Origin of the sequence: Streptococcus mitis, from assembly GCF_005844455.1 — a bacterium.
Taxonomy (GTDB): Bacteria; Bacillota; Bacilli; order Lactobacillales; family Streptococcaceae; genus Streptococcus; species Streptococcus mitis_BF.
Map to the genome: position 1 here is coordinate 97931 of NZ_SPGF01000001.1, position 26443 is coordinate 124373.

Sequence of the window (26443 nt, forward strand, 5' to 3'; positions counted from 1 at the left end):
CACTCTCTTTTTGCTGTCTAAAAATAGACAATAAATTTTGTGTCAGTCGCTTGACACGAGAGGGGAGCGGTACAACAGCTGCTGTTGCCCACAAAATGAATCGTCAATATATTGGTATTGAACAGATGGATTACATTGAGACGGTTTCAGTTGAGCGATTGAAAAAAGTAATTGACGGTGAACAGGGTGGCATTTCTAAAGACGTCAACTGGACTGGTGGTGGTTCATTTGTTTATTGTGAACTGAAAAATGATGCCCAGGATTTTAAAAATACAGTCTTAGAGGCAAGAGAGCCTGAAACTCTATCTCAACTATTTGAACAGGCTAAAAAGTCTTCGTTCCTATCTTATCGTGTCGACCCTAAAAAGTTGAAAAAGTCAGAGTTCGAAAAACTTTCACTAGCTGAACAAAAACAAGTCTTGCTGGAGTTGGTGGATAATAATAACCTGTATGTTAATTACTCAGAGATAGATGATAGCGACTATGGTATTTCACTAGAAGAGAAAAAACTCAATAGAGACTTCTATGGAGAGGAGTAAGTGATGGCTTTTGTGTATGAAATTTATAAGCAAGCCAGTGAAAATGGCTTTATTGACTTTAAGGCAAGCATTCCAGACTATATCACGCAAAATCTGAAATTTCCACTGCGTCCTTACCAGAAAGAGGCGGTAGGGAGGTATCTCTACTACAAAAGGGATGAGAACAATCGAAAAAAACCAGAACAAGTCCTCTACAATATGGCGACCGGTTCAGGAAAAACTTTGCTGATGGCAACGATTATCCTTGAAAAATTTAAACAGGGTGAACGGAATTTTATTTTTTTTGTGAATAACGACAATATTCTTACCAAGACAAGGGCAAACTTCTTGCCTAATGAGATGGGAAAATACTTGTTTGCGGATAAAATAACGATTGATAATCAAGTGGTGGGAGTACGTGAAGTGACAGATTTTTCCGATAGTCAGCCTGATAGTATCAATATTGTTTTTACAACCATTCAAAAACTTCACCAAGATTTAAATACCCCAAGGGAAAATCGCCTAACTTATGAGCAATTTGAAGATTTGTCGCTTGTGTTATTGGCAGATGAGGCTCATCACTTGAATGCTGGACTCGGTAAGAAAGAAAAAGATGAAAACGACAGCTGGACGGCGACGATTGAAAACATTCAAAGTACAGCCCATAAATCTTCTTTATTTGAATTTACAGCAACCATTGACTTAGCAAATCCAGATATTGCCAAAAAATATGAAAAATCTTTGATTTTCAAGTATGACTTGAAAGAGTTCCGCTTGGATAAGTACTCTAAAGATGTTCTTTTCCACTTGGTAGATAATGAACTTCCAACTCGTATGTTGCATGCAATCATTATCAGCCAATACCGCAAGAAAATCGCCTTGAAACATGGCATCAACCTCAAACCTTTGGTCTTGTTTAAGTCGCAAAAAATTGCTGAAAATAAAGGAAACTTAGAGGCTTTTTTGGATATGTTAGCCAATCTGTCAGTAGAACAAGTACAGTCTCAAAAAAACTTAACTGCAAATGATGAGGAGCAAAAAAATATCTTGGAAAAAGCATTTGCTTTTTTTGAGGAGTCTGGACTTTCTTTTCAAGATTTAATTGAGGAATTGCAGGAAGATTTTCGCCGTGAACGCTTACTCGTGATTGATGGGAAAAACAAGACTAGCAACAATTTAGTAGAGTTGAATACTCTGGAACTCCCTTCAAATGAAATTCGTGCTATTTTTGCAGTTGATATGCTCAACGAAGGCTGGGATGTTTTGAATCTTTTTGATATTGTTCGCCTTTACGATATTCGTGATGGTAAGACAACAAAGAACGGTTTTGTCGCAGGGAACACTACCAATTCAGAAAAGCAACTCATCGGTCGTGGAGCACGTTATTATCCATTTGTGATTGATAATCAAATCGAGGAGAAGTTCACTCGTAAATTTGATGAAAATGAAAACAATGAGCTTCGTGTCATAGAACAGCTTCATTATCATTCAGCAAACAATCCTCGATATATTTCTGAATTAAAGCAAGTCTTGCGTGAGTCTGGAATTTTTGATGATGTTAATTTAGAAGAGCGTGAATTAAAGCTAAAAGAATCTTTCAAACAAACACGAACCTATACAGATGGTCTTGTTTGGATGAATAAACGTCTTTCTTATCAAGAATATGTTGAACAACGACAAGAAAGTTTGTTGGATACCTCTTTCATTCCGAGTTCCTTTGATGTCAGTTTACCGACTTTTAACACAAGAGATTTTGAAGCTTTCTCAGAAGATGATGTTTTTGCTACTGATTCGATAAATACCTTAAATTTCGAGTTTGGAAAAGAAATTACTCCCAATATTGTTCGAGCAGCTATCAATCGCAATAAACAGTATACCTTTAAAAACTTACAGAAAGCTTTCTTTGGCTTGAGTGGTGTATCTGCCTTCATCGAAATGCTTTCGAAAGTTAATATTATACTAGAATCTTCTTTATCACAAATAAGTGAGTTAACTTCAGACCAGAAACTCTATATTGCAGAACAGCTTTTATATAGCATTGAAAAAGATATCGTTCCAACGGAAGAGCGCTTTTATGGTTCAGCTAACTTTGAATCTGTTCCTGTACGTGAAGTTTTTGAAGAGAGTATCTTGAGAAAGTATACTGTTAATGTAAGTGGGAATGCAGAGTTTGGACGGTCACAAAAAACCAAGTCTGAAACAGAGATTTTTGAAAATATCGATCAACTAGATTGGTATGCCTATGATGATAACTTTGGAACAAGCGAGGAGAAATATCTGGTGCGTGCTATCCGTGAATTGATGAATGATTTGCAGGAAAAGTGGTCTGATATTTATCTTTTGCGAAATGAGAAAGCAGTGAAAATCTATAGTTTTGATGAAGGGCGTGCTTTTGAGCCTGACTTTATCTTGCTTGCAAATGATAAAAAAGTTGGAAATACTTCTTGGCAGATTTTCATTGAGCCAAAAGGAAGTCAATTTTTGGATAGTAATAATACCTTCAAAAATAGTAAAGAAGGCTGGAAAGAGAAATTCTTACTGCAAATTACTGAAAGAGATGAGGCAAGAACTTTGTTGGACGATGAACGTTATCGTATCGTCGGTCTTCCTTTCTTTAATAATGAGATGAGCAGAGAAGTTGTAAATAGTAACTTAAAAGATCTATAGCGAAAATTGGTGAATGTATGATTTCACAAATTATTTTAAGAAATTTTAAACGATTTCAAAATAGAGAAATTGAATTTCCCAAAACAAGCCAAATAAGATTTTTCCAAAATCCATTGACAAAAGCCAACATTTTTTGTAAAATAAGAATCAATTAAATACCAACACCGAATGAAGTTTAATAGAAGTGGAGAATCGTTTGATTTTCCATGACTGTAAATGGACGGAACTCTGGAGAGACCGTAAAGGCACCGAAGGGGCAAGGCAGGTAACTGCTCAAACTCTCAGGTAGAAGGACAGAGCTAGGATAGACCGCTTTTTAGCATTTATCTAAGCATTCCAGAGTACATGTATCTTGCATGTGCTCTTTCTTTTGGGGTTGAAAAGATAGGAGAATAGAATGTTAGAATTGCTTAAATCAATCGATGCTTTTGCTTGGGGACCTCCCCTCTTGATTCTCTTGGTCGGAACAGGAATTTACCTAACTGCCCGTCTAGGTCTTTTGCAGGTTTTACGTCTGCCCAAGGCCTTTCAGCTTATTTTTACCAAGGATAAGGGGGATGGCGATGTATCCAGTTTTGCAGCTCTGTGTACGGCCTTGGCATCAACCGTTGGAACAGGGAATATCATAGGGGTTGCGACGGCTATCAAGGTGGGGGGGCCAGGAGCCCTCTTTTGGATGTGGATGGCAGCTTTCTTTGGAATGGCTACCAAGTATGCGGAAGGACTACTGGCTATCAAATACCGCAACAAGGACGACCATGGTGCAGTAGCGGGAGGTCCAATGCACTATATCCTTCTAGGGATGGGAGAAAAGTGGCGACCACTTGCTATCTTCTTTGCCATCGCAGGTATCTTAGTAGCTTTGTTGGGAATCGGGACCTTCACCCAAGTCAACTCGATTACAGAATCCATCCAAAATACAACGGCTATTTCGCCAGCCATCACAGCTCTCGTCTTGTCTGTCTTTGTAGCGATTGCAGTCTTTGGTGGACTCAAGTCCATCTCTAAGGTTTCAGCTACTGTTGTTCCTTTTATGGCCATCATCTATATTCTAGGAACTCTTACAGTTATTTTCTTTAATATCGGGAAACTCCCAGCTACAATCACTCTAATCTTGACATCAGCTTTTAGTCCGATTGCTGCGGTGGGTGGTTTTGCTGGTGCCAGCATTCGAATGGCTATTCAAAATGGTGTGGCGCGTGGTGTCTTCTCAAACGAATCTGGTCTGGGTTCTGCTCCCATTGCAGCTGCTGCGGCTAAGACAAATGAACCAGTAGAGCAAGGCTTGATTTCCATGACAGGAACCTTTATTGACACCCTCATTATCTGTACTCTGACTGGTTTGACCATCTTGGTAACTGGTGTTTGGAGTGGTGATTTGAATGGAGTTGCCTTGACTCAGTCTGCTTTCTCAACAGTCTTTTCACATTTTGGGCCTGCTCTCTTGACCATCTTCCTTGTGCTCTTTGCCTTCACGACAATTCTAGGTTGGAACTACTACGGAGAACGCTGTTTCGAGTTTCTCTTCGGTGTTCGCTTTATCTGGCTCTACCGTGTAGTCTTTGTGCTCATGGTCTTGCTGGGAGGATTTATCGAGTTGGATATGGTTTGGATTATCGCAGATATCGTCAATGCCTTGATGGCTCTCCCAAACTTGATTGCCCTCTTGGTCTTGTCACCAGTCGTCATTGCTGAGACTAAAAAGTATTTTGATAAATAATGAAATCACACATGGCGTGTGATTTTTTGCTTTCATAAAGAATTTTTATCAGTGCAATTTAAAATATATAGTAGATTGAATTAGGAAGAGACAACATAATTAAGATATTCGTATTGCTTTTTAGCTATTATCTAAAAAGCAATACGTCTTGTTCTAACTTCAATATACTATATATTATACAAGGTATAGAATCTGTGATAGACTAGGTTTCAACAAAATGAAAAGAGGTTTTATGATGACAACATTTACAATCCATACAGTAGAATCAGCACCAGCAGAAGTGAAAGAAATTCTTGAAACAGTAGAAAAAGATAACAATGGCTATATTCCCAACCTAATTGGACTCTTGGCCAATGCACCAACTGCTTTAGAGGCTTACCGTACTGTCGCATCTATCAACCGTCGCAACAGCCTGACACCCGTTGAGCGTGAAGTGGTGCAAATTACGGCAGCCGTGACCAATGGTTGTGCCTTCTGTGTCGCAGGTCACACAGCCTTTTCCATCAAACAAATTCAGATGAATGATGACTTGATTCAAGCTCTTCGCAATCGCACTCCAATTGAAACAGATCCTAAATTGGACACCCTAGCTAAGTTTACCTTGGCAGTTATCAATACCAAGGGTCGTGTTGGAGATGAAGCCTTGTCTGAGTTTCTAGAAGCTGGTTATAGCCAACAAAATGCCTTGGATGTGGTTCTCGGTGTTAGTCTTGCCAGTCTTTGCAACTATGCCAACAACCTAGCCAATACGCCTATTAACCCAGAATTGCAACCTTATGCTTATTTCATATTTGAGCAAAAAATGAAGTCGGAAATCAACGGACTTCGTTTTTTAAAATCTTATTCCAGTCTTTTTATGCTATACTGAAATTAACATGATTATTGGAGGTTAGGATGAAAAAACTCCCTTTAGTATAGTAGATTGAATCTAGAGTAGTACGCAATGGTTGCTAAAATATTTCTATACATTAATTTTACTTTCCTAATCAATTTGTTCACATCTTATTTCAATCTACTATATTTTCAGGTTGCTTGCTAGGTTTGGCAGGAGCTGGAAATCTCGTTTTAGATACAGTGCCAGTTCTGTCATATCTACTGAGTCTTTCAGGTTTGATTTTGTGGCTATTCTTTCTGATTCTTCATCTGCTTAATTGGGAAGAAAGCAAGAATTGACCAAGCCCCCTCTTTTATCTGGGATGGCTACCTTCCCCATGGCTGGAATGATTTTATCGACTTATGCCTTTCGCGTGTTTCCTCATCTTCCTCTGGTAGCACAAGGAATCTGGTGGTTTTCATTTCTCTTGGATTTGGCCTTGATTGTTGGTTTCACCATCAAATTTGCCTGTCCTGGTCGGAGGGTTCATTCCACTCCTAGCTGGACGGTTCTCTATGTGGGAATAGCAGTGGCAGCCTTGACTTATCCACTGGTAGGCATTATCGAGATTGTCTATGCGACCTTGAGTTTTGGTTTTCTCTTGACCTTCTATCTCTATCCCCTTATTTATAGTGATTTAAAGCAACATCCACTCCCAGTAGCCTTGCTTGGGCAAGAAGGAATCTACTGTGCTCCCTTCTCTCTGCTCTTGGCTTCCCTGGTTCGAGTTGGAGGAGCCAGCCTACCGACTTGGCTCTTGATTGCCATGATTTTGGCTTCTCAATCCTTCTTTTTCTTTGTTTTAACTCGCCTGCCCAATATTTTAAAACAAGGCTTTCAACCAGCCTTCTCAGCCCTCACCTTCCCAACCATTATCACGGCTACCTCGCTCAAGATGGTTCAGGGAATCTTGAAACTTCCATTTATTGATTATTTGGTGTTTGCTGAAACTGTTATATGCCTCACTATTTTATTCTTTGTCTTGGTTGGTTATCTGATTTGGCTACGAAAAAAGGTCTAGCTAGAAATAGCTAAACCTTATTTTTTATGGTTTGATAACTTCAGCTCCCCCCATGTATGGACGAAGTGCTTCTGGGATGGTCACAGAACCATCTTCATTTTGGTAGTTTTCAAGAATAGCAGCCACTGTACGTCCAACTGCAAGTCCAGAACCGTTCAAGGTGTGAAGGAGTTTCACCTTGCCATCTGCTTCATCACGGTAACGGATTTGGGCGCGACGGGCTTGGAAATCTTCTGTGTTTGAACAGCTTGAGATTTCACGGTAGGTATTTTGCGCTGGAATCCAAACTTCCAAGTCGTAAGTCTTCGCAGCTGAGAAGCCCATGTCTCCAGTAGAGAGAGCAACGACACGGTATGGAAGGTTGAGTTTTTGAAGGATATTTTCAGCGTTGGCTGTCATTTTTTCCAATTCTTCGTAAGATTCTTCTGGTTTGGCAAATTTAACCATTTCAACCTTGTGGAATTGGTGCAGACGGATCAAGCCACGTGTATCACGACCAGCTGAACCAGCCTCAGAACGGAATGATGGACTCATAGCGGTAAAGTAGATTGGTAGGTCTTTACCGTCAAGGATTTCATCACGGTAGTAGTTTGTTAGAGGAACTTCAGCTGTAGGAATGAGGACATAATTAGTGTCTTTCAATTCAAAAGTGTCTTCCTTGAATTTTGGATATTGACCAGTACCAAACATAGAATCATGGTTAACCATGTATGGTGTGATGACTTCAGTATAGCCCTCTTTTCCATGCTCGTTCAACATAAAGTTGTAGATAGCACGTTCCAAACGAGCACCAAGGCCTTTATAGAAGAGGAAGCGAGCACCAGTAACTTTTGCTCCACGTTCCCAGTCAAGGATACCCAAGTCTTCACCGAGATCCCAGTGAGCTTTTGGTTCGAAGTCAAACTCGCGTGGAGTCCCCCAACGGCGAACTTCCACATTGTCATCTTCATCAGCCCCAACAGGAACGCTGTCAGCTGGAATGTTTGGAAGAGTAGTGGTAAATTCTGTCAATTTAGCATCGATTTCTGCCAATTCAGCATCCAAGGCTTTGACTTCAGCAGATAGATTTTGCATGGCAGCAATCTTGTCATCTGCATTTTCCTTGTTGCGTTTAGCTTGAGCAATCTCAGCAGAAACTGTGTTACGTTCTGCTTTGAGAGTTTCAACCTTGACCAAGATGTCACGACGTTTAGCATCGATTTCTTTCATCTCGTTTAAGATAGCAGCATCTACACCACGTGTAGCTAATTTTTCTGCGACAGCATCAAAATCTGTACGAATACGTTTGATATCTAACATAAGAACTCCTTTATGAAAAAAGCACATCTGACAAAGCGTTGGAGTGGCAGGGCCACGGTTCCATCCAACTTCACAGGTGTGCACTTGATTGTGTATGTAATTGTTACTAACGGTAGAATTTCACCTATCCCTCCTATCTGCTCGCAGCACCCGCAGACTTTCTGAAAGAAGAAGATAACCTACTTATCCGTTGCTATGATTATACTAAAGTTTCTACTTTTTTGCAAATAGATTTTTAAATTTTTGGCTAATTGTCTGAATCAGGGTAGGAAGCTTGACGACCTTGTCATTGCCCAGTTTTTCGCGAGCAATTTTGAGGATAGCACCTGAGTCTTTTGAAGCAAAGAGGAATTTTCCTTGATCGGTGAAGACTTCGAAGTGGCGACTGATTTTGCGACCAGTTACGTTGGCTCCGATTTGTTGAATACTGGACCAAGGGATTTGGATATATTGTTCGACATTGACATCAGGATAAAACTCTAAGGCTTGATCCCCGACTAGAAATTTTCCGACTTTTCCAGAGATGGAGAGATAGGATGTTCCAGTGGTTTGTAAGTCAATGACTTTATTGAGTGATTGGGCCATGATTAATCTTCCTTACTTTCATCGAAAAAGGCATGATAGAGAGCCTTGATAGCTGCCTTTTCTTGCTCTTTATTGACAACAAACATGATGGAAACTTCACTTGAGCCTTGGGACATCATCTGGATGTTGATCTTGTTTGCAGATAGAGCGCGTGTTGCAGTAGCAGTTACCCCGATATGGCTCTTCATCTTTTCTCCGACAATCATAATGATTGAAAGGTCATGTTCGATTTCAGCATGGTCCACTTCAGCCTTTTGAACGAGTTGACGTAGAATTTCTTCTTCTTTGATAGGAGTCAATTCGCGGGAGCGGAGGATGATTGAAAGATCGTCAATACCTGTTGGCATATGTTCCCAACCAATGTTAAGATCTTCAAGGATTTGAAGAATCTTACGACCGAATCCAACCTCGCGGTTCATGAGGTATTTTGACATGTTGATGCTGACGAATCCAGAATCACCAGCGATCCCAACGACTGGGAATTTATCGCTACTGTGTTTCAGAACAATACGCGTTCCCGGGTGGTCAGGATTGTTGGTGTTTTTGATGACAAGAGGGATTTTTCCGCGGTAGGCAGGTAGAAGGGCTTCATCATGAAGGACAGAAAATCCAGCGTAAGCCAACTCACGCATTTCACGGTAGGTTAATTCAGGAATGGAGTGTGGTTGATGGATAATACCAGGGTGGGCAGCAAAGATACCATCTACGTCCGTAAAGTTTTCATAGAGATCAGCCTTGACTCCAGCTGCGATAATGGAACCAGTAATATCTGAACCCCCACGTGAGAAAGTACAGATTTGATTTTCCTTAGTCACGCCAAAGAAACCAGGGATGACAAGGACTTCGTTGCTATCAGCCAAGCCTTCAATCTTGTCATAACTAGATGGGATGATACGTGCGTTTCCTGGTTCACTTGTGACAACGATTCCAGCTTCTCTTGGATGAACATAACGTGCATCAATGCCGTTTTGGTTAAAGTAGGCTGCAATGAGTTTGGCATTGTTGTTTTCTCCAGCTGCTAAGAAAGTATCGTAGAGAAATTCATTGTCTTCTATAGGAAGAGTTGCCAAGGCCCGAATGCTTTTAGAAATCTTTTCTAAAACGGCAGGTTTTAGGCCTAGTTCACTAACCATAGCGGCATAACGGTCAATGATCCAGCTTTGACTAGCGTTGATATCATTTCCCGCCACATAGTCGCGATAGTATTTAATCAAGGCATCGGTTACTTTAGTATCTTCAGCATTGCGTTTTCCGGGTGCAGAAACGACTACAAAACGGCGTTCCTTATCACTTTTAACGATGTTTAAAACTTTTTCTAACTGACTAGCAGAGGCAAGCGAACTTCCACCAAATTTTACAACCTTCATAAAGACTCCTCAAGTAAGTATTTTATACGATTATAGCAGAAAGAAAACCTTTTTTCAATGAAGAAAATAAGATGCTTTCTAGGATAAAGCGAGTCTTTCTTATCGGCTGAGACAGTTTCAATTGATTTTTTCTTGCTTTCAAGTTTTAAAAAAGATATACTTTGCTAATAAAATAATTTTAAATACTTATAAAATAAAAAGGAGTCCTGATGGAACACATTATTTATCAGCTTGAAGAAGATTTGGCAATCCTTACCTTAAACCGTCCTGAGGTTGCGAATGGCTTTCATATTCCTATGTGTGAGGAGATTTTAGAAGCTATGACTCTGGCAGAAGAGGATTCAGCTGTGCATTTTATCTTAATTAATGCCAAGGGAAAGGTCTTCTCCGTTGGGGGAGATTTGGTAGAGATGAAGCGGGCAGTGGATGAGGATGATATTCCATCATTGACGAAAATCGCAGAATTGGTCAATACGATTTCCTATAAAATCAAGCAAATTGCCAAACCTGTCTTGATGGAAGTTGATGGAGCTGTTGCAGGTGCCGCAGCCAATATGGCTGTTGCTGCAGACTTCTGTCTTGCAACGGATAAAGCTAAGTTTATCCAAGCCTTTGTTGGCGTTGGTTTGGCTCCAGATGCAGGTGGGATTCATCTGTTGAGTCGTAGTATTGGTGTGACGCGTGCCGCTCAACTTGCTATGACAGGTGAGGCTTTGACTGCAGGAAAAGCTTTAGAGTGGGGGCTAGTTTACCGCGTCTGTGAAGCTGATAAACTTGAAAAAACGAGAGAACAGCTTCTTAAAAAATTGAGACGTGGATCAGCTAATTCTTATGCAGCTATCAAGAAGTTGGTTTGGGAGAGCCAATTCAAAGATTGGCAAGATTATGCTGCTTTAGAATTGAACCTACAGGAATCTTTGGCACAAACAGAGGATTTCAAAGAGGGAGTTCGGGCTCATTCGGAGAGAAGAAGACCGAAATTTACTGGAAAATAAGAAAATACTTGCAGCATTCTTTGAAGTTTGATATAATTCTTTTGTCAAATGTTTTGATTGTGAAAGTTTTTTGAAAAGGAGGGAAAAGAGATTGGACTACCAACGAATTAATGAATATTTAACATCTATATTTAACAATGCCCTCGTCATTGAGGAAGTTAGCTTGAGGGGTAGTCGTTTCAAGGATATCTCCATCAAAGAAGTCCATACAATCGATGTAATTGGAAAATTCCCAGACGTGACGCCAAGTCAAGTGTCGAAAGAGTTGATGGTGACTCTTGGGACGGTTACGACGAGTTTGAATAATCTTGAACGCAAGGGTTACATTGAACGCATTCGCTCAGAGCAGGATCGTCGTGTGGTGCATCTGCATTTGACAAAGAAGGGTCGCTTGGTTCATAGACTACATAAACGTTTCCACAAGGCCATGGTCGAAAATATTATCGAAGGTATGAGCAAGGAAGAAACTGAAGTTATGAGCAAAGGTTTGACTAAACTTTATCAATTTTTGGAGGATTTGAAATAATGGCTTTTGCAAAAATAAGCCAGGTTGCTCATTATGTGCCAGAGCAAGTGGTTACAAATCATGATTTGGCTCAGATTATGGATACCAATGATGAGTGGATTTCAAGTCGGACGGGAATACGACAAAGGCATATTTCAAGAACAGAATCTACCAGTGATTTGGCTACAGAGGTTGCGAAGAAACTGATGGAAAAAGCTGGAATCATAGGAGAAGAGCTGGATTTTATCATCCTAGCTACCATCACTCCAGATTCGATGATGCCCTCTACAGCTGCTCGTGTCCAAGCTAATATTGGTGCAAAAAAAGCTTTTGCTTTTGACCTAACAGCTGCTTGTAGTGGATTTGTATTTGCCTTGTCAACTGCTGAAAAGTTTATCGCTTCTGGTCGCTTTCAAAAAGGTTTGGTGATTGGTAGTGAAACCCTCTCTAAGGCAGTCGATTGGTCAGATCGATCAACAGCTGTCTTGTTTGGAGATGGTGCTGGCGGAGTCTTGCTAGAAGCTAGCGAGCAAGAGCATTTCTTGGCTGAGAGTCTCAATAGCGATGGAAGTCGCAGTGAGTGTCTGACCTATGGACATTCAGGCTTGCATTCGCCATTTTCAGATCAAGAAAATGCAGATTCATTTTTGAAGATGGATGGGCGCGCAGTTTTTGATTTTGCTATTCGGGATGTAGCCAAGTCTATCAAACAGACTATTGATGAGTCTCCTATAGAGGCGACAGACTTGGATTATCTGCTACTTCACCAGGCCAATGACCGTATCTTGGATAAAATGGCTAGAAAAATCGGTGTCGACCGAGATAAGCTTCCAGCCAATATGATGGAATATGGTAATACCAGTGCAGCAAGTATCCCGATTTTACTTTCAGAGTGTGTAGAACAAGGCCTCATCCCTTTAGACGGTAGCCAGACTGTTCTTCTATCAGGCTTCGGTGGAGGCTTGACATGGGGCACGCTCATTCTTACAATTTAGGTAATCATGTGGTGAACACATTGTTATAAAAAACTATTTATTTTAAAGGAGTCCTATCATGGCAGCAGTATTTGAAAAAGTACAAGAAATTATCGTTGAAGAACTTGGAAAAGACACATCAGAAGTAACACTTGAATCAACTTTTGATGACTTGGACGCAGATTCATTGGACTTGTTCCAAGTAATCTCAGAAATCGAAGATGCTTTTGATATCCAAATCGAAGCAGAAGATGACTTGAAAACAGTTGGTGACTTGGTTGCCTACGTTGAAGAGCAAACAAAATAAGCAGAATACAAATAGAAGGAGTAGGGAAACCCGCTCCCTCTTGTTTAGGCAATAGTTTGATTTTCAAATTATGACAGTATCGAACTATTACGTAAGCAAGAAATGATGGAGGCACTATGAAAACGCGTATTACAGAATTATTGAACATTGATTATCCTATCTTTCAAGGAGGAATGGCCTGGGTTGCTGATGGTGATTTGGCAGGGGCTGTTTCCAAGGCTGGAGGGCTAGGGATTATCGGTGGGGGAAATGCCCCTAAAGAAGTTGTCAAGGCTAATATTGATAAAATCAAATCATTGACGGATAAACCCTTTGGTGTCAACATCATGCTCTTGTCTCCCTTTGTGGAAGATATTGTAGATCTCGTTATCGAGGAAGGCGTCAAAGTAGTTACAACAGGTGCAGGAAATCCTGGTAAATACATGGAACGCTTCCACGAAGCTGGGATCACTGTTATTCCTGTTGTACCAAGTGTTGCTTTAGCTAAACGCATGGAAAAAATCGGTGCGGATGCCGTTATTGCAGAAGGAATGGAAGCTGGGGGGCATATCGGTAAATTAACAACCATGACCTTGGTGCGCCAGGTAGCTGCAGCTGTATCTATTCCTGTTATTGCTGCAGGAGGGATTGCGGATGGAGAAGGTGCCGCCGCTGGCTTTATGCTAGGTGCAGAGGCTGTTCAGGTTGGAACGCGTTTTGTCGTTGCAAAAGAGTCTAATGCCCATCCAAATTATAAGGCCAAGATTTTAAAAGCTAGAGATATCGATACTACGATTTCAGCCCAACATTTTGGCCATGCTGTTCGAGCTATTAAAAATCAATTGACTCGTGATTTTGAAAAAGCTGAGAAAGATGCCTTTAAACAGGAAAATCCTGATTTGGAAATCTTTGAACAAATGGGAGCAGGTGCCTTAGCCAAAGCAGTTGTTCACGGTGATGTGGATGGCGGATCTGTCATGGCAGGTCAAATTGCGGGGCTTGTTTCCAAAGAAGAAACAGCTGAAGAAGTCCTAAAAGATTTATACTACGGAGCAGCTAAGAAAATTCAAGAAGAAGCCTCTCGTTGGGCAGGAGTTGTAAGAAATGACTAAAACAGCCTTTTTATTTGCTGGCCAAGGTGCCCAGTATCTAGGGATGGGACGGGATCTTTATGATCAGTATCCGATTGTCAAAGAAACGATTGATCAAGCGAGTCAGGTTCTGGGTTATGATTTGCGTCATCTCATCGATACAGAAGAAGAAAAACTCAATCAGACTCGCTATACCCAACCAGCCATTCTAGCGACTTCGGTTGCTATCTACCGTTTATTGCAAGAGAAGGGCTATCAGCCTGATATGGTTGCTGGTTTGTCTCTTGGAGAATATTCTGCCTTGGTGGCTAGCGGCGCCTTGGATTTTGAAGATGCGGTAGCCTTGGTAGCTAAGCGTGGAGCCTATATGGAAGAAGCAGCTCCTGCTGGATTTGGCAAGATGGTCGCAGTTCTCAATACGCCAGTAGAGGTCATTGAAGAAGCCTGTCAGCAAGCTTCTGAACTTGGAGTGGTTACCCCAGCCAACTATAATACACCTGCACAAATCGTCATTGGTGGAGAAGTGGTTGCGGTTGACAGAGCTGTTGAACTCTTGCAAGAAGCAGGTGCCAAACGCTTGATTCCTCTCAAGGTTTCAGGGCCCTTTCATACCGCTCTACTTGAGCCTGCTAGCCAGAAACTAGCTGAGACTCTAGCTCAAGTAAGTTTTTCAGATTTCACTTGTCCCCTAGTTGGCAATACAGAAGCAGTTTTCATGAAAAAAGAAGACATTGCTCAACTTTTGACACGTCAGGTAAAGAAACCGGTTCGTTTCTATGAAAGTATTGCGGTTATGCAAGAAGCAGGCGTAACCAACTTTATCGAGATTGGACCGGGGAAAGTCTTGTCAGGCTTTGTCAAAAAAATTGATAAGACGGCTAAACTAGCCAATGTTGAAGATCAGGCTAGCTTGGAAGCTCTTCTAGGAAACTAGTAATCCCTTCTTCCATAAATGCAAGAGGACACAGGAGAAAAGAATGCAACTAAAAAATAAAAATATCTTTATTACAGGTTCGAGTCGTGGAATTGGTCTTGCCATCGCCCACAAGTTTGCTCAGGCAGGAGCCAACATTGCCTTAAACAGCCGTGGGACAATCTCAGAGGACTTGCTAGCCGAGTTTTCAAACTATGGTGTCAAGGTAGTTCCCATTTCAGGAGATGTATCAGATTTTGCAGACGCTAAGCGTATGGTTGAGCAAGCTATTGCAGATCTGGGTTCAGTAGATGTTTTGGTCAACAATGCAGGAATTACTCAAGATACCCTGATGCTCAAGATGACAGAAGCGGATTTTGAAAAAGTTCTCAAGGTTAACCTGACTGGCGCCTTTAACATGACACAATCAGTCTTGAAACCGATGATGAAAGCCAGAGAAGGTGCTATCATTAATATGTCTAGTGTTGTTGGTTTGATGGGGAATATCGGTCAAGCTAACTATGCAGCTTCTAAGGCTGGTTTGATTGGTTTTACCAAGTCTGTGGCGCGTGAAGTGGCTAATCGCAATATCAGGGTTAATGTTATTGCTCCTGGAATGATTGAATCCGATATGACAGCGGTCCTATCAGACAAGGTAAAAGATGCCATGCTAGCGCAAATTCCTATGAAAGAATTTGGGCAGGCAGAGCAGGTTGCAGATTTGACAGTATTTTTAGCAGGCCAAGATTATCTAACTGGTCAAGTGGTGGCCATTGATGGCGGCCTCAGTATGTAGCAGAAGCTAGAGGTAAAAAGGATGAAACTAAATCGTGTAGTAGTAACAGGTTATGGAGTGACATCTCCAATCGGAAATACACCAGAAGAATTTTGGAATAGTTTGACAACTGGAAAAATCGGAATTGGTCCAATTACAAAATTTGATCATAGTGACTTTGATGTGCATAATGCAGCAGAAATTCAAGATTTTCCTTTTGATAAATACTTTGTAAAGAAAGATACCAACCGTTTTGACAACTATTCTTTGTATGCCTTGTATGCAGCCCAAGAGGCTGTCAACCACGCTAAGCTGGATGTAGAGGCTATTGACAAGGATCGTTTTGGAGTTATCGTTGCCTCTGGTATTGGTGGAATCAAAGAAATTGAAGATCAAGTTATCCGTCTTCATGAAAAAGGCCCAAAACGTGTTAAGCCATTGACACTTCCAAAAGCCTTGCCAAATATGGCTTCGGGAAATGTTGCCATGCGCTTTGGAGCAAACGGTGTCTGTAGATCAATCAATACGGCCTGTGCCTCATCAAATGATGCTATTGGAGATGCCTTCCGTTCAATCAAGCTTGGTTTCCAAGATGTCATGTTAGTAGGTGGAGCAGAATCATCTATCACTCCTTTTGCCATCGCTGGTTTCCAAGCATTGACTGCCCTATCAACCACAGAAGATCCAACTCGTGCATCTATTCCATTTGACAAAGACCGTAATGGTTTTGTGATGGGAGAAGGTTCTGGGATGCTGGTTCTTGAGAGTCTTGAACATGCTGAAAAACGTGGAGCGACTATCTTGGCTGAAGTAGTTGGTTATGGAAATACCTGTGATGCTTATCATATGACTTCACCTCATCCAGAAGGTCAAGGTGCAATCAAGGCAATTAAATTAGCCTTGGAAGAGGCAGAGATTTCTCCAGAACAAGTGGCTTATGTCAATGCCCATGGAACTTCAACTCCTGCTAATGAAAAAGGAGAAAGTAGTGCCATTGTAGCTGTTCTTGGTAAAGAAGTACCAGTATCTTCAACCAAATCCTTTACAGGACACTTGCTTGGTGCTACAGGGGCAGTAGAAGCCATCGCTACAATTGAAGCCATGCGTCATAACTTTGTACCAATGACAGCTGGAACAAGTGAGTTATCAGACTATATCGAAGCGAATGTCGTTTATGGACAAGGCTTGGAGCAAGAAATCCCTTATGCTATTTCAAATACCTTTGGTTTTGGTGGTCACAATGCCGTTCTTGCTTTCAAACGTTGGGAGAATAAATAACTATGAATTTAAACGATATTAAAGACTTGATGGCTCAATTTGACCAGTCAAGTTTGAGAGAATTTTCTTATAAAAATGGGACGGATGAGTTGCAGTTTAGCAAGAATGAAGCGAGACTGGTGTCTGAAGTTGTAGCTCCAGTCGCACCAGCGCCCGTTCTAGCAACACCAAGTCCAGCGACTCCTACATCTGCTCCAGCAGAGCCTGTAACAGAAGAAGTTGCAGCTACAGCTGAAGCAAGTGTGGCTGCTGAGGGAGATGTTGTAGAGAGCCCACTTGTTGGAGTGGCTTACTTGGCTGCTGGTCCTGATAAACCTGCCTTCGTCACAGTTGGTGATAGTGTCAAAAAAGGTCAAACATTGGTCATCATCGAAGCTATGAAAGTCATGAATGAAATTCCAGCTCCTAAGGATGGTGTGGTGACGGAAATTCTCGTTTCGAACGAAGAAATGGTTGAATTTGGTAAAGGATTGGTACGCATCAAATGATCGATATTCAAGGAATCAAAGAAGCTCTACCCCACCGCTATCCTATGCTCCTAGTGGACCGTGTCTTGGAAGTGAGCGAGGATACTATTGTTGCCATCAAAAATGTAACCATCAATGAGCCCTTCTTTAACGGTCATTTTCCTCAATATCCAGTTATGCCAGGCGTTCTGATTATGGAAGCCTTGGCGCAAACAGCTGGTGTTTTGGAGTTGTCTAAGCCTGAAAATAAGGGGAAACTAGTCTTTTATGCTGGTATGGACAAGGTTAAATTCAAGAAGCAGGTTGTACCAGGCGACCAATTGGTTATGACAGCGACTTTTGTAAAACGTCGTGGCACCATTGCCGTGGTTGAGGCCAAGGCTGAAGTGGATGGCAAGCTTGCAGCTAGTGGTACTCTTACCTTTGCAATTGGGAACTAAGGAGGTTCTCCATGTTTCGAAAAATTTTAATTGCAAATCGTGGTGAAATTGCGGTCCGTATTATCCGTGCGGCGCGTGAATTGGGGATTGCGACGGTGGCGGTTTATTCAACTGCTGATAAGGAAGCCCTTCATACGCTTTTGGCAGATGAAGCGGTTTGTATCGGTCCTGGTAAGGCAACTGAGTCTTATCTCAATATTAATGCGGTTCTATCAGCTGCAGTCTTGACTGAAGCAGAAGCTATTCACCCCGGTTTTGGATTTCTCAGTGAAAATTCCAAATTTGCAACCATGTGCGAAGAGGTAGGTATCAAGTTTATCGGTCCATCTGGTCATGTTATGGATATGATGGGGGACAAGATTAATGCACGTGCTCAGATGATAAAAGCAGGTGTACCTGTCATTCCAGGTTCAGATGGAGAAGTGCATAACTCTGAGGAAGCTTTGATTGTTGCTGAAAAAATTGGCTACCCTGTGATGCTCAAGGCTTCAGCAGGTGGTGGCGGTAAAGGGATTCGTAAGGTTGAAAAACCAGAAGACCTCGTTTCAGCCTTTGAAACAGCCTCAAGTGAAGCCAAGGCCAATTATGGTAATGGTGCCATGTACATAGAACGGGTTATCTATCCAGCTCGTCACATCGAGGTTCAAGTTCTAGGAGATGAACATGGAAATGTAATCCACTTGGGGGAACGGGATTGTTCTCTTCAACGGAATAACCAAAAGGTTTTGGAAGAAAGTCCTTCTATTGCAATTGGGAAAACGCTGCGCAATGAAATTGGTTCTGCTGCTGTTCGAGCTGCAGAGTCTGTTGGCTATGAGAATGCAGGGACCATCGAGTTTCTTCTTGATGAAGCCAGTGGCAATTTCTATTTCATGGAAATGAATACTCGTGTTCAGGTGGAACATCCCGTTACAGAGTTTGTTTCAGGTGTGGATATCGTTAAGGAACAGATTCGCATTGCGGCAGGTCAGCCCCTGTCTGTGAAGCAAGAGGATATTGTCCTACGTGGCCATGCTATCGAGTGTCGTATAAATGCAGAAAATCCAGCTTTTAATTTTGCTCCAAGTCCAGGTAAGATTACCAATCTCTATCTCCCAAGTGGAGGAGTCGGCTTGCGCGTGGATTCAGCAGTTTATCCAGGCTATACCATTCCACCTTATTATGATAGTATGATTGCCAAAATCATCGTTCACGGCGAAAATCGTTTTGATGCCTTGATGAAAATGCAACGTGCCCTCTATGAACTAGAGATTGAAGGAGTGCAGACCAATGCAGATTTCCAGCTTGACCTCATTTCAAATCGCAATGTCATTGCTGGAGATTATGATACTTCCTTCTTGATGGAAACCTTCTTACCTAAATATCAAGAAAAAGAATAAAATGACTTCAAGAGTTTAAACCGAAAAGGGGAATCAATGGCTCTATTTAGTAAAAAAGATAAGTATATTCGAATCAATCCCAATCGTTCGGTTAGGGAAAAACCTCAAGCCAAGCCAGAGGTTCCAGATGAATTATTCTCCCAGTGTCCAGGCTGTAAGCATACCATTTATCAGAAGGATTTGGGAAGTGAGCGTATCTGTCCACATTGTAGCTACACCTTTCGTATTTCTGCCCAAGAACGCTTGGCTTTGACGATTGATATGGGAACCTTCAAGGAATTGTTTACAGGGATTGAAAGCAAGGATCCCTTGCATTTCCCTGGTTACCAAAAGAAACTAGCAACTATGCGTGAAAAAACAGGTCTAGATGAAGCCGTTGTGACAGGAACTGCTTTTATTAAAGGTCAGACTGTGGCTCTTGGGATTATGGATTCCAACTTTATCATGGCTTCTATGGGTACGGTTGTAGGTGAAAAAATCACTCGTTTGTTTGAGTATGCAACTGTCGAAAAATTGCCAGTTGTCCTATTTACAGCCTCTGGTGGAGCCCGTATGCAGGAAGGAATCATGAGTCTCATGCAGATGGCCAAGATTTCTGCAGCGGTTAAACGTCATTCAAATGCTGGCCTCTTTTACCTGACCATTTTGACAGATCCAACGACTGGTGGTGTGACAGCTTCCTTCGCTATGGAAGGCGATATCATTCTGGCTGAACCACAGAGTTTGGTTGGTTTTGCTGGTCGTCGTGTCATTGAAAATACGGTTCGTGAAAGCTTGCCTGAGGATTTCCAAAAGGCAGAATTCCTATTGGAGCATGGCTTTGTGGATGCTATTGTCAAAAGAAGAGACTTGCCAGATACCATTGCTAGCCTAGTCAGATTGCACGGAGGGAGTCCTAGATGAATATTGCAAAAATAGTTAGAGAAGCGCGTGAGCAGAGTCGCTTGACAACTTTGGACTTTGCGACAGGCATTTTTGATGAATTTATCCAATTACATGGTGACCGTTCTTTTCGAGATGATGGTGCAGTTGTTGGTGGTATTGGCTGGCTTGGAGATCAAGCTGTAACAGTGGTTGGTATTCAAAAAGGCAAGAGTTTACAAGACAATCTAAAACGGAATTTTGGACAACCGCATCCAGAAGGTTACCGCAAGGCCCTACGGTTGATGAAACAGGCTGAAAAGTTTGGCCGTCCAGTAGTGACCTTTATCAATACTGCAGGTGCCTATCCTGGTGTGGGCGCGGAAGAACGTGGACAGGGAGAAGCTATTGCTCGCAATCTCATGGAAATGAGTGACCTGAAAGTTCCTATAATCGCCATCATTATCGGTGAAGGTGGTTCAGGTGGGGCTCTGGCTCTAGCAGTCGCAGACCGTGTTTGGATGCTGGAAAATTCTATCTATGCCATTCTCAGCCCAGAAGGCTTTGCTTCCATTCTATGGAAGGATGGCAGTCGTGCTATGGAAGCGGCAGAGTTGATGAAAATCACTTCACATGAGCTGTTAGAAATGGACGTGGTGGACAAGGTGATTTCTGAAGCAGGATTTTCTAGTAAAGAACTGATTAAGACTGTCAAAAAAGAAATCCAAACGGAGCTAGCCCTACTTTCACAAAAAACGTTAGAAGAGTTGTTGGAAGAGCGTTATCAACGATTTAGAAAATACTAAAAATGACTAAATGAGACTAGAAAGGTCTCATTTTTTATAGAAAAATACACTCCAGATCTAAAAATTGACAGTTGAGGGGAAGATTAATAAAATAGACAAAAAAGATGTATAGTAGATTGAAATAATATGTGAACAAATTGATTAGGAAAGTCAAATTAATGTATAGAAATATTTTAGCAACCATGGCGTACTATTCTAGGTTCAACCTACTATATACTGTAGATATAAGCTTACAAAAATTTATTTTAAGGAGGTACTTGCAATGACAGGTACAGAAGCATTTACAGTTCTTTCAAATGAGGACTTAGAGCAAACTTCAGGTGGTTTTGCTGTTTGGGAAGATGGTGAGGGAAGATGGTTATATTATAGAGACTTTGCTCCTTATATGGGGCAAGGGGCGCTTAATTCTTATAGGGATGCTTGGAAGTATGGCTTCCGAGCAGGATAATCTTTCAAAAAAAGTATGATGAGAAACATAGAGAAACTAAGACAATTTGGCATATTTTTGCTTATTATTTTACTATCTACCTATTTACCACAAACAATTGGATTGTATGTGACGATAATTTTAGGGTTAGGCGCTGATGTCTATTCTCTTATTTTAACAATGGGATTAGTAGGAAGTTTCCTTCTATTAACTTGGTGGTTAAAAAAGAAAAAGATGCTCTTTATCTTTGAGAAAAAGAGATGGAACTGGTCATTTGTCTTCTACTTATTTTCAGGTTATGTGGTTTATCAGATTCTCGGTAATTTTTGGGCACGCTATGCTCATTTGATTAATCATAGGAATATTCATGATGAGTATTTTACCGTTGTTCTTTCAAATGGACAACCAACGTTTTTATCGACTATCTTATCTTTTGTCCTGCCTGTAATCATCGGTCCTATTTTTGAGGAGACTCTTGATAGAGGGTATTTTATGAATACCTTCTTTCCTAAGTCAAAGTATTATTTAGATGTCATCCTATCAGGCCTGATCTTTGGACTCAGTCATTTGATACTATCTCATCGAGACCCGATTAGTTTATTATATTATAGTGTGATTGGTCTCTTTTTCGCCCTTGTTTATCGTTCTACCGATAATCTTAGATTAACGATTCTCTGCCATAGTTTTTTTAACTTTCTCAACCATGCAACCCCCCTCTGGATTTTTGTTTATAATTATGTCTATTACCACTTTTTAAGATAATGGGAGGCAATGAAAAAAGTGTTTGATGCCTGTCAAACACTTTGGCTCTATAATATTTGTAGTGGGTAAATCCCCTATGGATCTTATGGAGCCTATTTTGTTGTAGAAAAAAAGTTCCATAAGATCTATAATGAAAAGCGACTAAATAACTCATTAGAAAGATTCATATGGAACAATTACATTTTATCACAAAATTACTAGACATTAAAGACCCAAATATCCAAATTATGGATGTCATTAATAGGGATACACACAAGGAAATCATCGCTAAACTGGACTATGAGGCTCCTTCTTGTCCTGAGTGTGGAAGTCAAATGAAGAAATATGACTTTCAAAAACCGTCTAAGATCCCTTACCTCAAAACGACTGGTATGCCTACTAGAATTCTCTTTAAAAAGCGTCGTTTTAAGTTCTATCAGTGCTCGAAAATGATGGCGTCTGAAACTTCTATCGTCAAGAAAAATCACCAAATCCCTCGTATCATCAACCAAAAGATTGCTCAAAAGTTGATTGAAAAGACTTCTATGACCGATATTGCTCATCAGCTGGCCATTTCAACTTCAACTGTTATTCGCAAGCTCAATGACTTTCACTTTGAGCATGATTTTTCTCGTCTGCCTGAGATTATGTCTTGGGATGAGTACGCTTTTACAAAGGGAAAGATGAGCTTTATTGCGCAAGGTTTTGAAAAACTAAATATCATCACTGTTCTTGAGGGGAGAACACAAGCTGTCATTCGTGATCACTTTCTTAAGTATGATAGAGCCGTCCGATGTCGCGTCAAAATCATTACTATGGATATGTTTAGCCCTTACTATGACTTGGCTAAACAGCTTCGCTTTCGAAATTCTAGGCTCAGGCTGAAACAGTCTCCCAGACTGTTTCACTCCCGTGTGCTAAAATCGTTCTTGATCGCTTTCACATTGTACAACATCTAAGCCGTGCTATGAGTCGTGTGCGTGTCCAAATCATGAATCAGTTTGAACGAAAATCTCATGAATACAAGGCTATCAAGCGTTACTGGAAGCTCATTCAACAGGATAGTCGTAAACTCAGCGATAAACGTTTTTATCGCCCTACTTTTCGTATGCACTTGACCAATAAAGAGATTCTAGACAAACTTTTGAGCTATTCAGAAGAGTTGAAACACCACTATAATCTCTATCAGCTCTTACTTTTTCACTTCCAAAATAAAGAGCCTGACAAATTTTTCGGACTCATTGAGGACAAGCTTAAGCAGGTTCATCCTCTTTTTCAGACTGTCTTTAAAACCTTCCTCAAGGATAAAGAGAAAATCGTCAATGCCCTTCAACTACCCTATTCTAACGCAAAATTGGAAGCCACTAATAATCTCATCAAACTTATCAAGCGCAATGCCTTTGGCTTTCGGAACTTTGAAAACTTCAAAAAACGAATTTTCATCGCTCTAAATATCAAAAAAGAAAGGACGAAATTTGTCCTTTCTAGATCTTAGCTTTTCTTCAACCCACTACAGTTGACAAAGAGCCAACACTTTTTCTATTTACTATTCTTCAGTTACAAACTGACTAAGCAGTCCGTTGATAAAGCGGGCTGATTTTTGATCTGAAAAATTCTTAGCAAGTTCAATGGCTTCATTGACTGCTACCAGCTGAGGTGTATCAAATGATGTGATTTCAAAGATACCCAAGCGTAGTAAGTTTTTTTCGACCAAGGTCAAGCGTTCAACTGTCCAGCCTGACTTGAGGTGCTGGTTGATTTGTTTATCCAACTCGTCTTTTTGAGCTTGAACACCAGAAACCAAGTTTAGAAGAAAGGCAGGGATTTGCACATCTTCATCTTCACGGTCATGCGTGTAGGCAAAGCGACAAGCTGTTTCCATATCTGTGTCGAATTCAAGGCTCATGAGAGCTTGAAAAGCGCATTTACGAAGTTCGCGTCTAGATTCTAATAATGGACTAGTCATTGAGGAAGTCCTCGTTAAATAGATCTTTCAACTCAGGTTTTGGTGTTTTATCTGGAACGATTCCTGTAACATGGATATTGACAGAAGAAAGTTCCACATCAGCCATATCATGGACAGCATCTTTGACCGCTTTTTGAATAGCAAGAGCAACTTTTGGTACTTTCACACCGTACTCAAGATAGAGGTAGATGTCAGCAGTTAGTTCTTCGTTGCTTTCTTTTAAGTAGACGCCACGACCAAGAGAGAGTTTTGATAGGGTATCAGATACGGATTTATTTGAAAATGAGTGGACACCATCAACTTTAGCAGTTGCGATGGCAATGATTTTTTCAAGTACACGTGGAGCGATAACGATTTCGCCAAATTGTTCTTCAGTTCCCATAGAATGACCTCTTTCTAGAGATTAGGCACGAGAAACATAAGTTCCTTCTGCAGTGTTGATGATCAATTTTTGTCCAGCTTCGATGAAGTCAGGAACGTTGACAACAAGTCCAGTTTCCATAGTTGCTGGCTTACCAGAACCTGTAACAGTAGCACCTTTGATAGATGGTTGTGTTTCAGCAACTGTCAATTCAACAGTAGTTGGTACAGTTACACCGATCACTTCAGTTCCGTAGAATTGGATTTTCACATCAGAGTTTTCAAGGATGTAAAGCAATTCATTTTCAACGTTTACGACTGGAATTTCGTATTGGTCGTAAGTTTCAGTGTTCATGAAGTAGGCAGTTTCATCCATCTTGTACAAGTATTGAGCTGGAACAGTTTCGATAATAGCTTGTTCGAATTTTTCTTCTGGACGGTAGCTTGTGTCAAAAGTAGAACCAGTACGGACATCACGTAATTTCATACGCATGATTGTGTTTCCTTTACCTGGTTTGTGGTGGCTAGCTTCCAAAACGCGGATCAATTTTCCGTCTGCAGTTTCAAATGTCATACCAGCTTTCAATTTGCTTGCTTCAATCATGTTTTTACCTCTTTAATAAATATTATTACTCTTCATTTTACCATAAAATCTTCTGGAAATAAAGCCAAAATAGTTATTGGGAGGTAGGAAAAAAAGAGTATTGCCTAGTCAGGTGGCGTGCTTGATGTGAAAGAGCACACCACCACGTTTTTTTATTATATTCAAAAGGCCGAAGTGACCTTGCTCCGACCTGATTGTATTGTCTTAAAAAGATTGATTTTTTATTCTGGTTCTACCAAAATCTTAATTTGTGACTTGTCTTGAGTCAATTCGATAAAGCCTTCTTCCACGATATTTTCCAATTTAATTTTCTTAGTAACCAATTTTTCAGCAGAGAAGTAGCCCTGTTCCATCAAATCTAATACTTTAGGGAAGATGTGACGATAAGCTATGATTCCTTTAAGCGTCTTTTCTTGGATAGCAAATTCATTTGGATTGATATTTGCTTCTCGTTCCCAGATAGAGACAACCATACACTCACCTGCCTTATGTACAGCAGCTAGAGCCTGTCCCAAAACTACTGGTACACCAGTTACTTCATAAGAAACGTCTGCACCACCATTTGTCAATCGGTGTACAGCTTCAACAACGGTTTCTCCATCCTGTGGACGTACAACGATAGCTCCTAATTCCTCTGCTTTGGCTTGGCGTTCTGGTGATAATTCAACGGCATAAATCTTAGAAGCACCAGCTGCACGAAGAGCTTCTACAATTAACAGACCGATTGGTCCTAAACCAAAGACAACAGCTGTATCGCCAGCTTTCAAAGACGATTGACGAACAGCATAGACTGCAACAGCAGCGGGCTCAGTGAGAGCAGCTTGCTCATAGCTCAAGCTATCTGGAATGACATGTACTAAGTCGCCATCTAAAACACAATATTTGGCAAATCCACCGTCTGCAGCCAAACCAACAAAGTTAAGGTTTGGATCCAAGTTGTAATCACCAACTAGATTATTCTTAGCTAGAATTGGTTCTACAGCAACACGATCACCAACTTTAACACGAGTAACATCGCTTCCGACTTCTACGATTTCACCAGAAAATTCGTGTCCCAGTGTTACCGGTGCTTTTTGACCAGAATAGACATGTTCTTCTGTTGGGATGAAGATAGGGCCATCTAAAAATTCGTGGAGGTCAGTACCACAAATTCCTGTGAATTTAACAGCAACTTTTACTTGGTGCGGAAGTACCTCAGGGACTTATACTTCTTGAATACGAACATCTTTTGCTGCATGCCAGCGAGCTGCTTTCATTGTAGCCATATGAATAACTCCTTATTGTTGCGATTTTTAGTTTTCTTTTTTGGAAACTTTACACGTAATATTGTAAACGCTTTCTATTTATTTGTCAAGAAAAAACCAACCTTAGGGCCAATGTCATTAAGTTAGTGATCTCATACTTAGCAAAAATCAAAAATTGACGTATAATAGATATATGACACAAGCAACATTTACTACCAATGACAAAAACATTCTCACAAAAGCTCTCAAAGATAAGAAAAATCTGCGCTTTCATAAACGA

At 40.8% G+C, this 26443-nt stretch carries 24 protein-coding genes, 4 pseudogenes and 1 riboswitch; of the genes and pseudogenes, 21 read left to right on the forward strand and 7 right to left on the reverse strand.

Features of this window, described 5'->3' with window-relative positions; genetic code table 11:
• Positions 1 to 50: 50 nt before the first annotated feature.
• The 5 genes and pseudogenes from FGQ53_RS00510 to FGQ53_RS00530 all read left to right on the forward strand — a co-directional run bounded on the left by FGQ53_RS00510 (position 51) and on the right by FGQ53_RS00530 (position 6800).
• Positions 51 to 539 carry a site-specific DNA-methyltransferase gene (locus tag FGQ53_RS00510; protein WP_229090237.1) on the forward strand — a complete coding sequence of 163 codons (489 nt, stop codon included), beginning with the start codon at positions 51 to 53 and terminating at the stop codon, positions 537 to 539.
• 3 nt (positions 540 to 542) lie between these two features.
• On the forward strand, positions 543 to 3185 hold the full coding sequence (locus FGQ53_RS00515; RefSeq protein ID WP_138335121.1) for a DEAD/DEAH box helicase family protein: 2643 nt from the start codon (positions 543 to 545) through the stop codon (positions 3183 to 3185).
• Positions 3186 to 3403: 218 nt separating this feature from the next.
• A riboswitch (glycine riboswitch) is annotated at positions 3404 to 3492 on the forward strand.
• A 90-nt stretch (positions 3493 to 3582) separates the two neighbouring features.
• A complete protein-coding gene (locus tag FGQ53_RS00520; RefSeq protein WP_138335122.1) occupies positions 3583 to 4905 on the forward strand; it encodes an alanine/glycine:cation symporter family protein in 1323 nt (440 codons plus the stop codon).
• 235 nt (positions 4906 to 5140) lie between these two features.
• Positions 5141 to 5686, forward strand: a pseudogene (locus FGQ53_RS00525) (carboxymuconolactone decarboxylase family protein); the annotation flags it as partial.
• A 218-nt stretch (positions 5687 to 5904) separates the two neighbouring features.
• Positions 5905 to 6800 (forward strand): annotated as a pseudogene (locus FGQ53_RS00530) (TDT family transporter).
• Positions 6801 to 6824: 24 nt separating this feature from the next.
• Here FGQ53_RS00530 and serS read toward each other — a convergent pair.
• From serS to FGQ53_RS00545, 3 genes are all read right to left on the reverse strand, one after another.
• Complete coding sequence (gene serS / locus FGQ53_RS00535) at positions 6825 to 8099, reverse strand: serine--tRNA ligase (protein ID WP_138335123.1); 1275 nt, start codon at positions 8097 to 8099, stop codon at positions 6825 to 6827.
• Between the two features lie 213 nt (positions 8100 to 8312).
• Entirely contained in the window at positions 8313 to 8684 is a 372-nt protein-coding gene (locus FGQ53_RS00540) for a DUF956 family protein (RefSeq protein ID WP_138335124.1), read from the reverse strand.
• A 2-nt stretch (positions 8685 to 8686) separates the two neighbouring features.
• Positions 8687 to 10051 (reverse strand): aspartate kinase, encoded by a 1365-nt coding sequence (locus FGQ53_RS00545; RefSeq protein WP_138335125.1) that lies wholly within the window; start codon positions 10049 to 10051, stop codon positions 8687 to 8689.
• 209 nt (positions 10052 to 10260) lie between these two features.
• On the opposite strand from FGQ53_RS00545, the gene FGQ53_RS00550 reads away from it, so the two are divergent.
• The 16 genes and pseudogenes from FGQ53_RS00550 to FGQ53_RS00625 all read left to right on the forward strand — a co-directional run bounded on the left by FGQ53_RS00550 (position 10261) and on the right by FGQ53_RS00625 (position 23484).
• The gene (locus FGQ53_RS00550) at positions 10261 to 11046 is read left to right on the forward strand and encodes an enoyl-CoA hydratase (protein WP_138335126.1); all 786 of its coding nucleotides are present in this window, start codon (positions 10261 to 10263) and stop codon (positions 11044 to 11046) included.
• Between the two features lie 91 nt (positions 11047 to 11137).
• Entirely contained in the window at positions 11138 to 11572 is a 435-nt protein-coding gene (locus FGQ53_RS00555) for a MarR family winged helix-turn-helix transcriptional regulator (protein WP_138335127.1), read from the forward strand.
• Positions 11572 to 12546 carry a beta-ketoacyl-ACP synthase III gene (locus tag FGQ53_RS00560; RefSeq protein WP_138335128.1) on the forward strand — a complete coding sequence of 325 codons (975 nt, stop codon included), beginning with the start codon at positions 11572 to 11574 and terminating at the stop codon, positions 12544 to 12546. The genes FGQ53_RS00555 and FGQ53_RS00560 overlap by 1 nt, the downstream gene beginning before the upstream one ends.
• Before the next feature lie 58 nt (positions 12547 to 12604).
• Positions 12605 to 12832, forward strand: coding sequence for an acyl carrier protein (locus tag FGQ53_RS00565; RefSeq protein WP_138335129.1), 228 nt, complete (start codon positions 12605 to 12607; stop codon positions 12830 to 12832).
• 116 nt (positions 12833 to 12948) lie between these two features.
• A complete protein-coding gene (gene fabK / locus FGQ53_RS00570; RefSeq protein ID WP_138335130.1) occupies positions 12949 to 13923 on the forward strand; it encodes an enoyl-[acyl-carrier-protein] reductase FabK in 975 nt (324 codons plus the stop codon).
• Positions 13916 to 14836, forward strand: coding sequence for an ACP S-malonyltransferase (gene fabD / locus FGQ53_RS00575; protein ID WP_138335131.1), 921 nt, complete (start codon positions 13916 to 13918; stop codon positions 14834 to 14836). The genes fabK and fabD overlap by 8 nt, the downstream gene beginning before the upstream one ends.
• 43 nt (positions 14837 to 14879) lie before the next feature.
• Positions 14880 to 15611, forward strand: coding sequence for a 3-oxoacyl-[acyl-carrier-protein] reductase (gene fabG, locus FGQ53_RS00580; RefSeq protein WP_138335132.1), 732 nt, complete (start codon positions 14880 to 14882; stop codon positions 15609 to 15611).
• A 21-nt stretch (positions 15612 to 15632) separates the two neighbouring features.
• A complete protein-coding gene (gene fabF / locus FGQ53_RS00585) occupies positions 15633 to 16868 on the forward strand; it encodes a beta-ketoacyl-ACP synthase II (RefSeq protein WP_138335133.1) in 1236 nt (411 codons plus the stop codon).
• A 2-nt stretch (positions 16869 to 16870) separates the two neighbouring features.
• The gene (gene accB, locus FGQ53_RS00590) at positions 16871 to 17356 is read left to right on the forward strand and encodes an acetyl-CoA carboxylase biotin carboxyl carrier protein (protein ID WP_138335134.1); all 486 of its coding nucleotides are present in this window, start codon (positions 16871 to 16873) and stop codon (positions 17354 to 17356) included.
• Entirely contained in the window at positions 17353 to 17775 is a 423-nt protein-coding gene (fabZ, locus tag FGQ53_RS00595; protein ID WP_000565515.1) for a 3-hydroxyacyl-ACP dehydratase FabZ, read from the forward strand. The genes accB and fabZ overlap by 4 nt, the downstream gene beginning before the upstream one ends.
• Before the next feature lie 11 nt (positions 17776 to 17786).
• The gene (gene accC / locus FGQ53_RS00600; protein ID WP_138335135.1) at positions 17787 to 19154 is read left to right on the forward strand and encodes an acetyl-CoA carboxylase biotin carboxylase subunit; all 1368 of its coding nucleotides are present in this window, start codon (positions 17787 to 17789) and stop codon (positions 19152 to 19154) included.
• 36 nt (positions 19155 to 19190) lie between these two features.
• Positions 19191 to 20057, forward strand: a complete 867-nt coding sequence (accD, locus tag FGQ53_RS00605) for an acetyl-CoA carboxylase, carboxyltransferase subunit beta (protein ID WP_138335136.1) — start codon at positions 19191 to 19193, stop codon at positions 20055 to 20057.
• Positions 20054 to 20821, forward strand: a complete 768-nt coding sequence (locus tag FGQ53_RS00610; RefSeq protein WP_138335137.1) for an acetyl-CoA carboxylase carboxyl transferase subunit alpha — start codon at positions 20054 to 20056, stop codon at positions 20819 to 20821. Before accD ends, FGQ53_RS00610 begins: the two co-directional genes overlap by 4 nt.
• Before the next feature lie 262 nt (positions 20822 to 21083).
• Entirely contained in the window at positions 21084 to 21269 is a 186-nt protein-coding gene (gene briC, locus FGQ53_RS00615; RefSeq protein WP_138335138.1) for a biofilm-regulating peptide BriC, read from the forward strand.
• An 18-nt stretch (positions 21270 to 21287) separates the two neighbouring features.
• Entirely contained in the window at positions 21288 to 22010 is a 723-nt protein-coding gene (locus FGQ53_RS00620) for a CPBP family intramembrane glutamic endopeptidase (RefSeq protein WP_138335139.1), read from the forward strand.
• 167 nt (positions 22011 to 22177) lie between these two features.
• A pseudogene (locus FGQ53_RS00625) lies at positions 22178 to 23484 on the forward strand (ISL3 family transposase).
• A gap of 51 nt (positions 23485 to 23535) precedes the next feature.
• Here FGQ53_RS00625 and nusB read toward each other — a convergent pair.
• The 4 genes and pseudogenes from nusB to FGQ53_RS00645 all read right to left on the reverse strand — a co-directional run bounded on the left by nusB (position 23536) and on the right by FGQ53_RS00645 (position 26184).
• Positions 23536 to 23955 carry a transcription antitermination factor NusB gene (gene nusB / locus FGQ53_RS00630; RefSeq protein ID WP_004258448.1) on the reverse strand — a complete coding sequence of 140 codons (420 nt, stop codon included), beginning with the start codon at positions 23953 to 23955 and terminating at the stop codon, positions 23536 to 23538.
• Positions 23948 to 24337, reverse strand: coding sequence for an Asp23/Gls24 family envelope stress response protein (locus FGQ53_RS00635; protein WP_138335140.1), 390 nt, complete (start codon positions 24335 to 24337; stop codon positions 23948 to 23950). Before FGQ53_RS00635 ends, nusB begins: the two co-directional genes overlap by 8 nt.
• A 21-nt stretch (positions 24338 to 24358) precedes the next feature.
• On the reverse strand, positions 24359 to 24919 hold the full coding sequence (gene efp, locus FGQ53_RS00640) for an elongation factor P (RefSeq protein ID WP_000568643.1): 561 nt from the start codon (positions 24917 to 24919) through the stop codon (positions 24359 to 24361).
• 221 nt (positions 24920 to 25140) lie between these two features.
• Positions 25141 to 26184, reverse strand: a pseudogene (locus tag FGQ53_RS00645) (2,3-butanediol dehydrogenase).
• Positions 26185 to 26443: the final 259 nt, after the last annotated feature.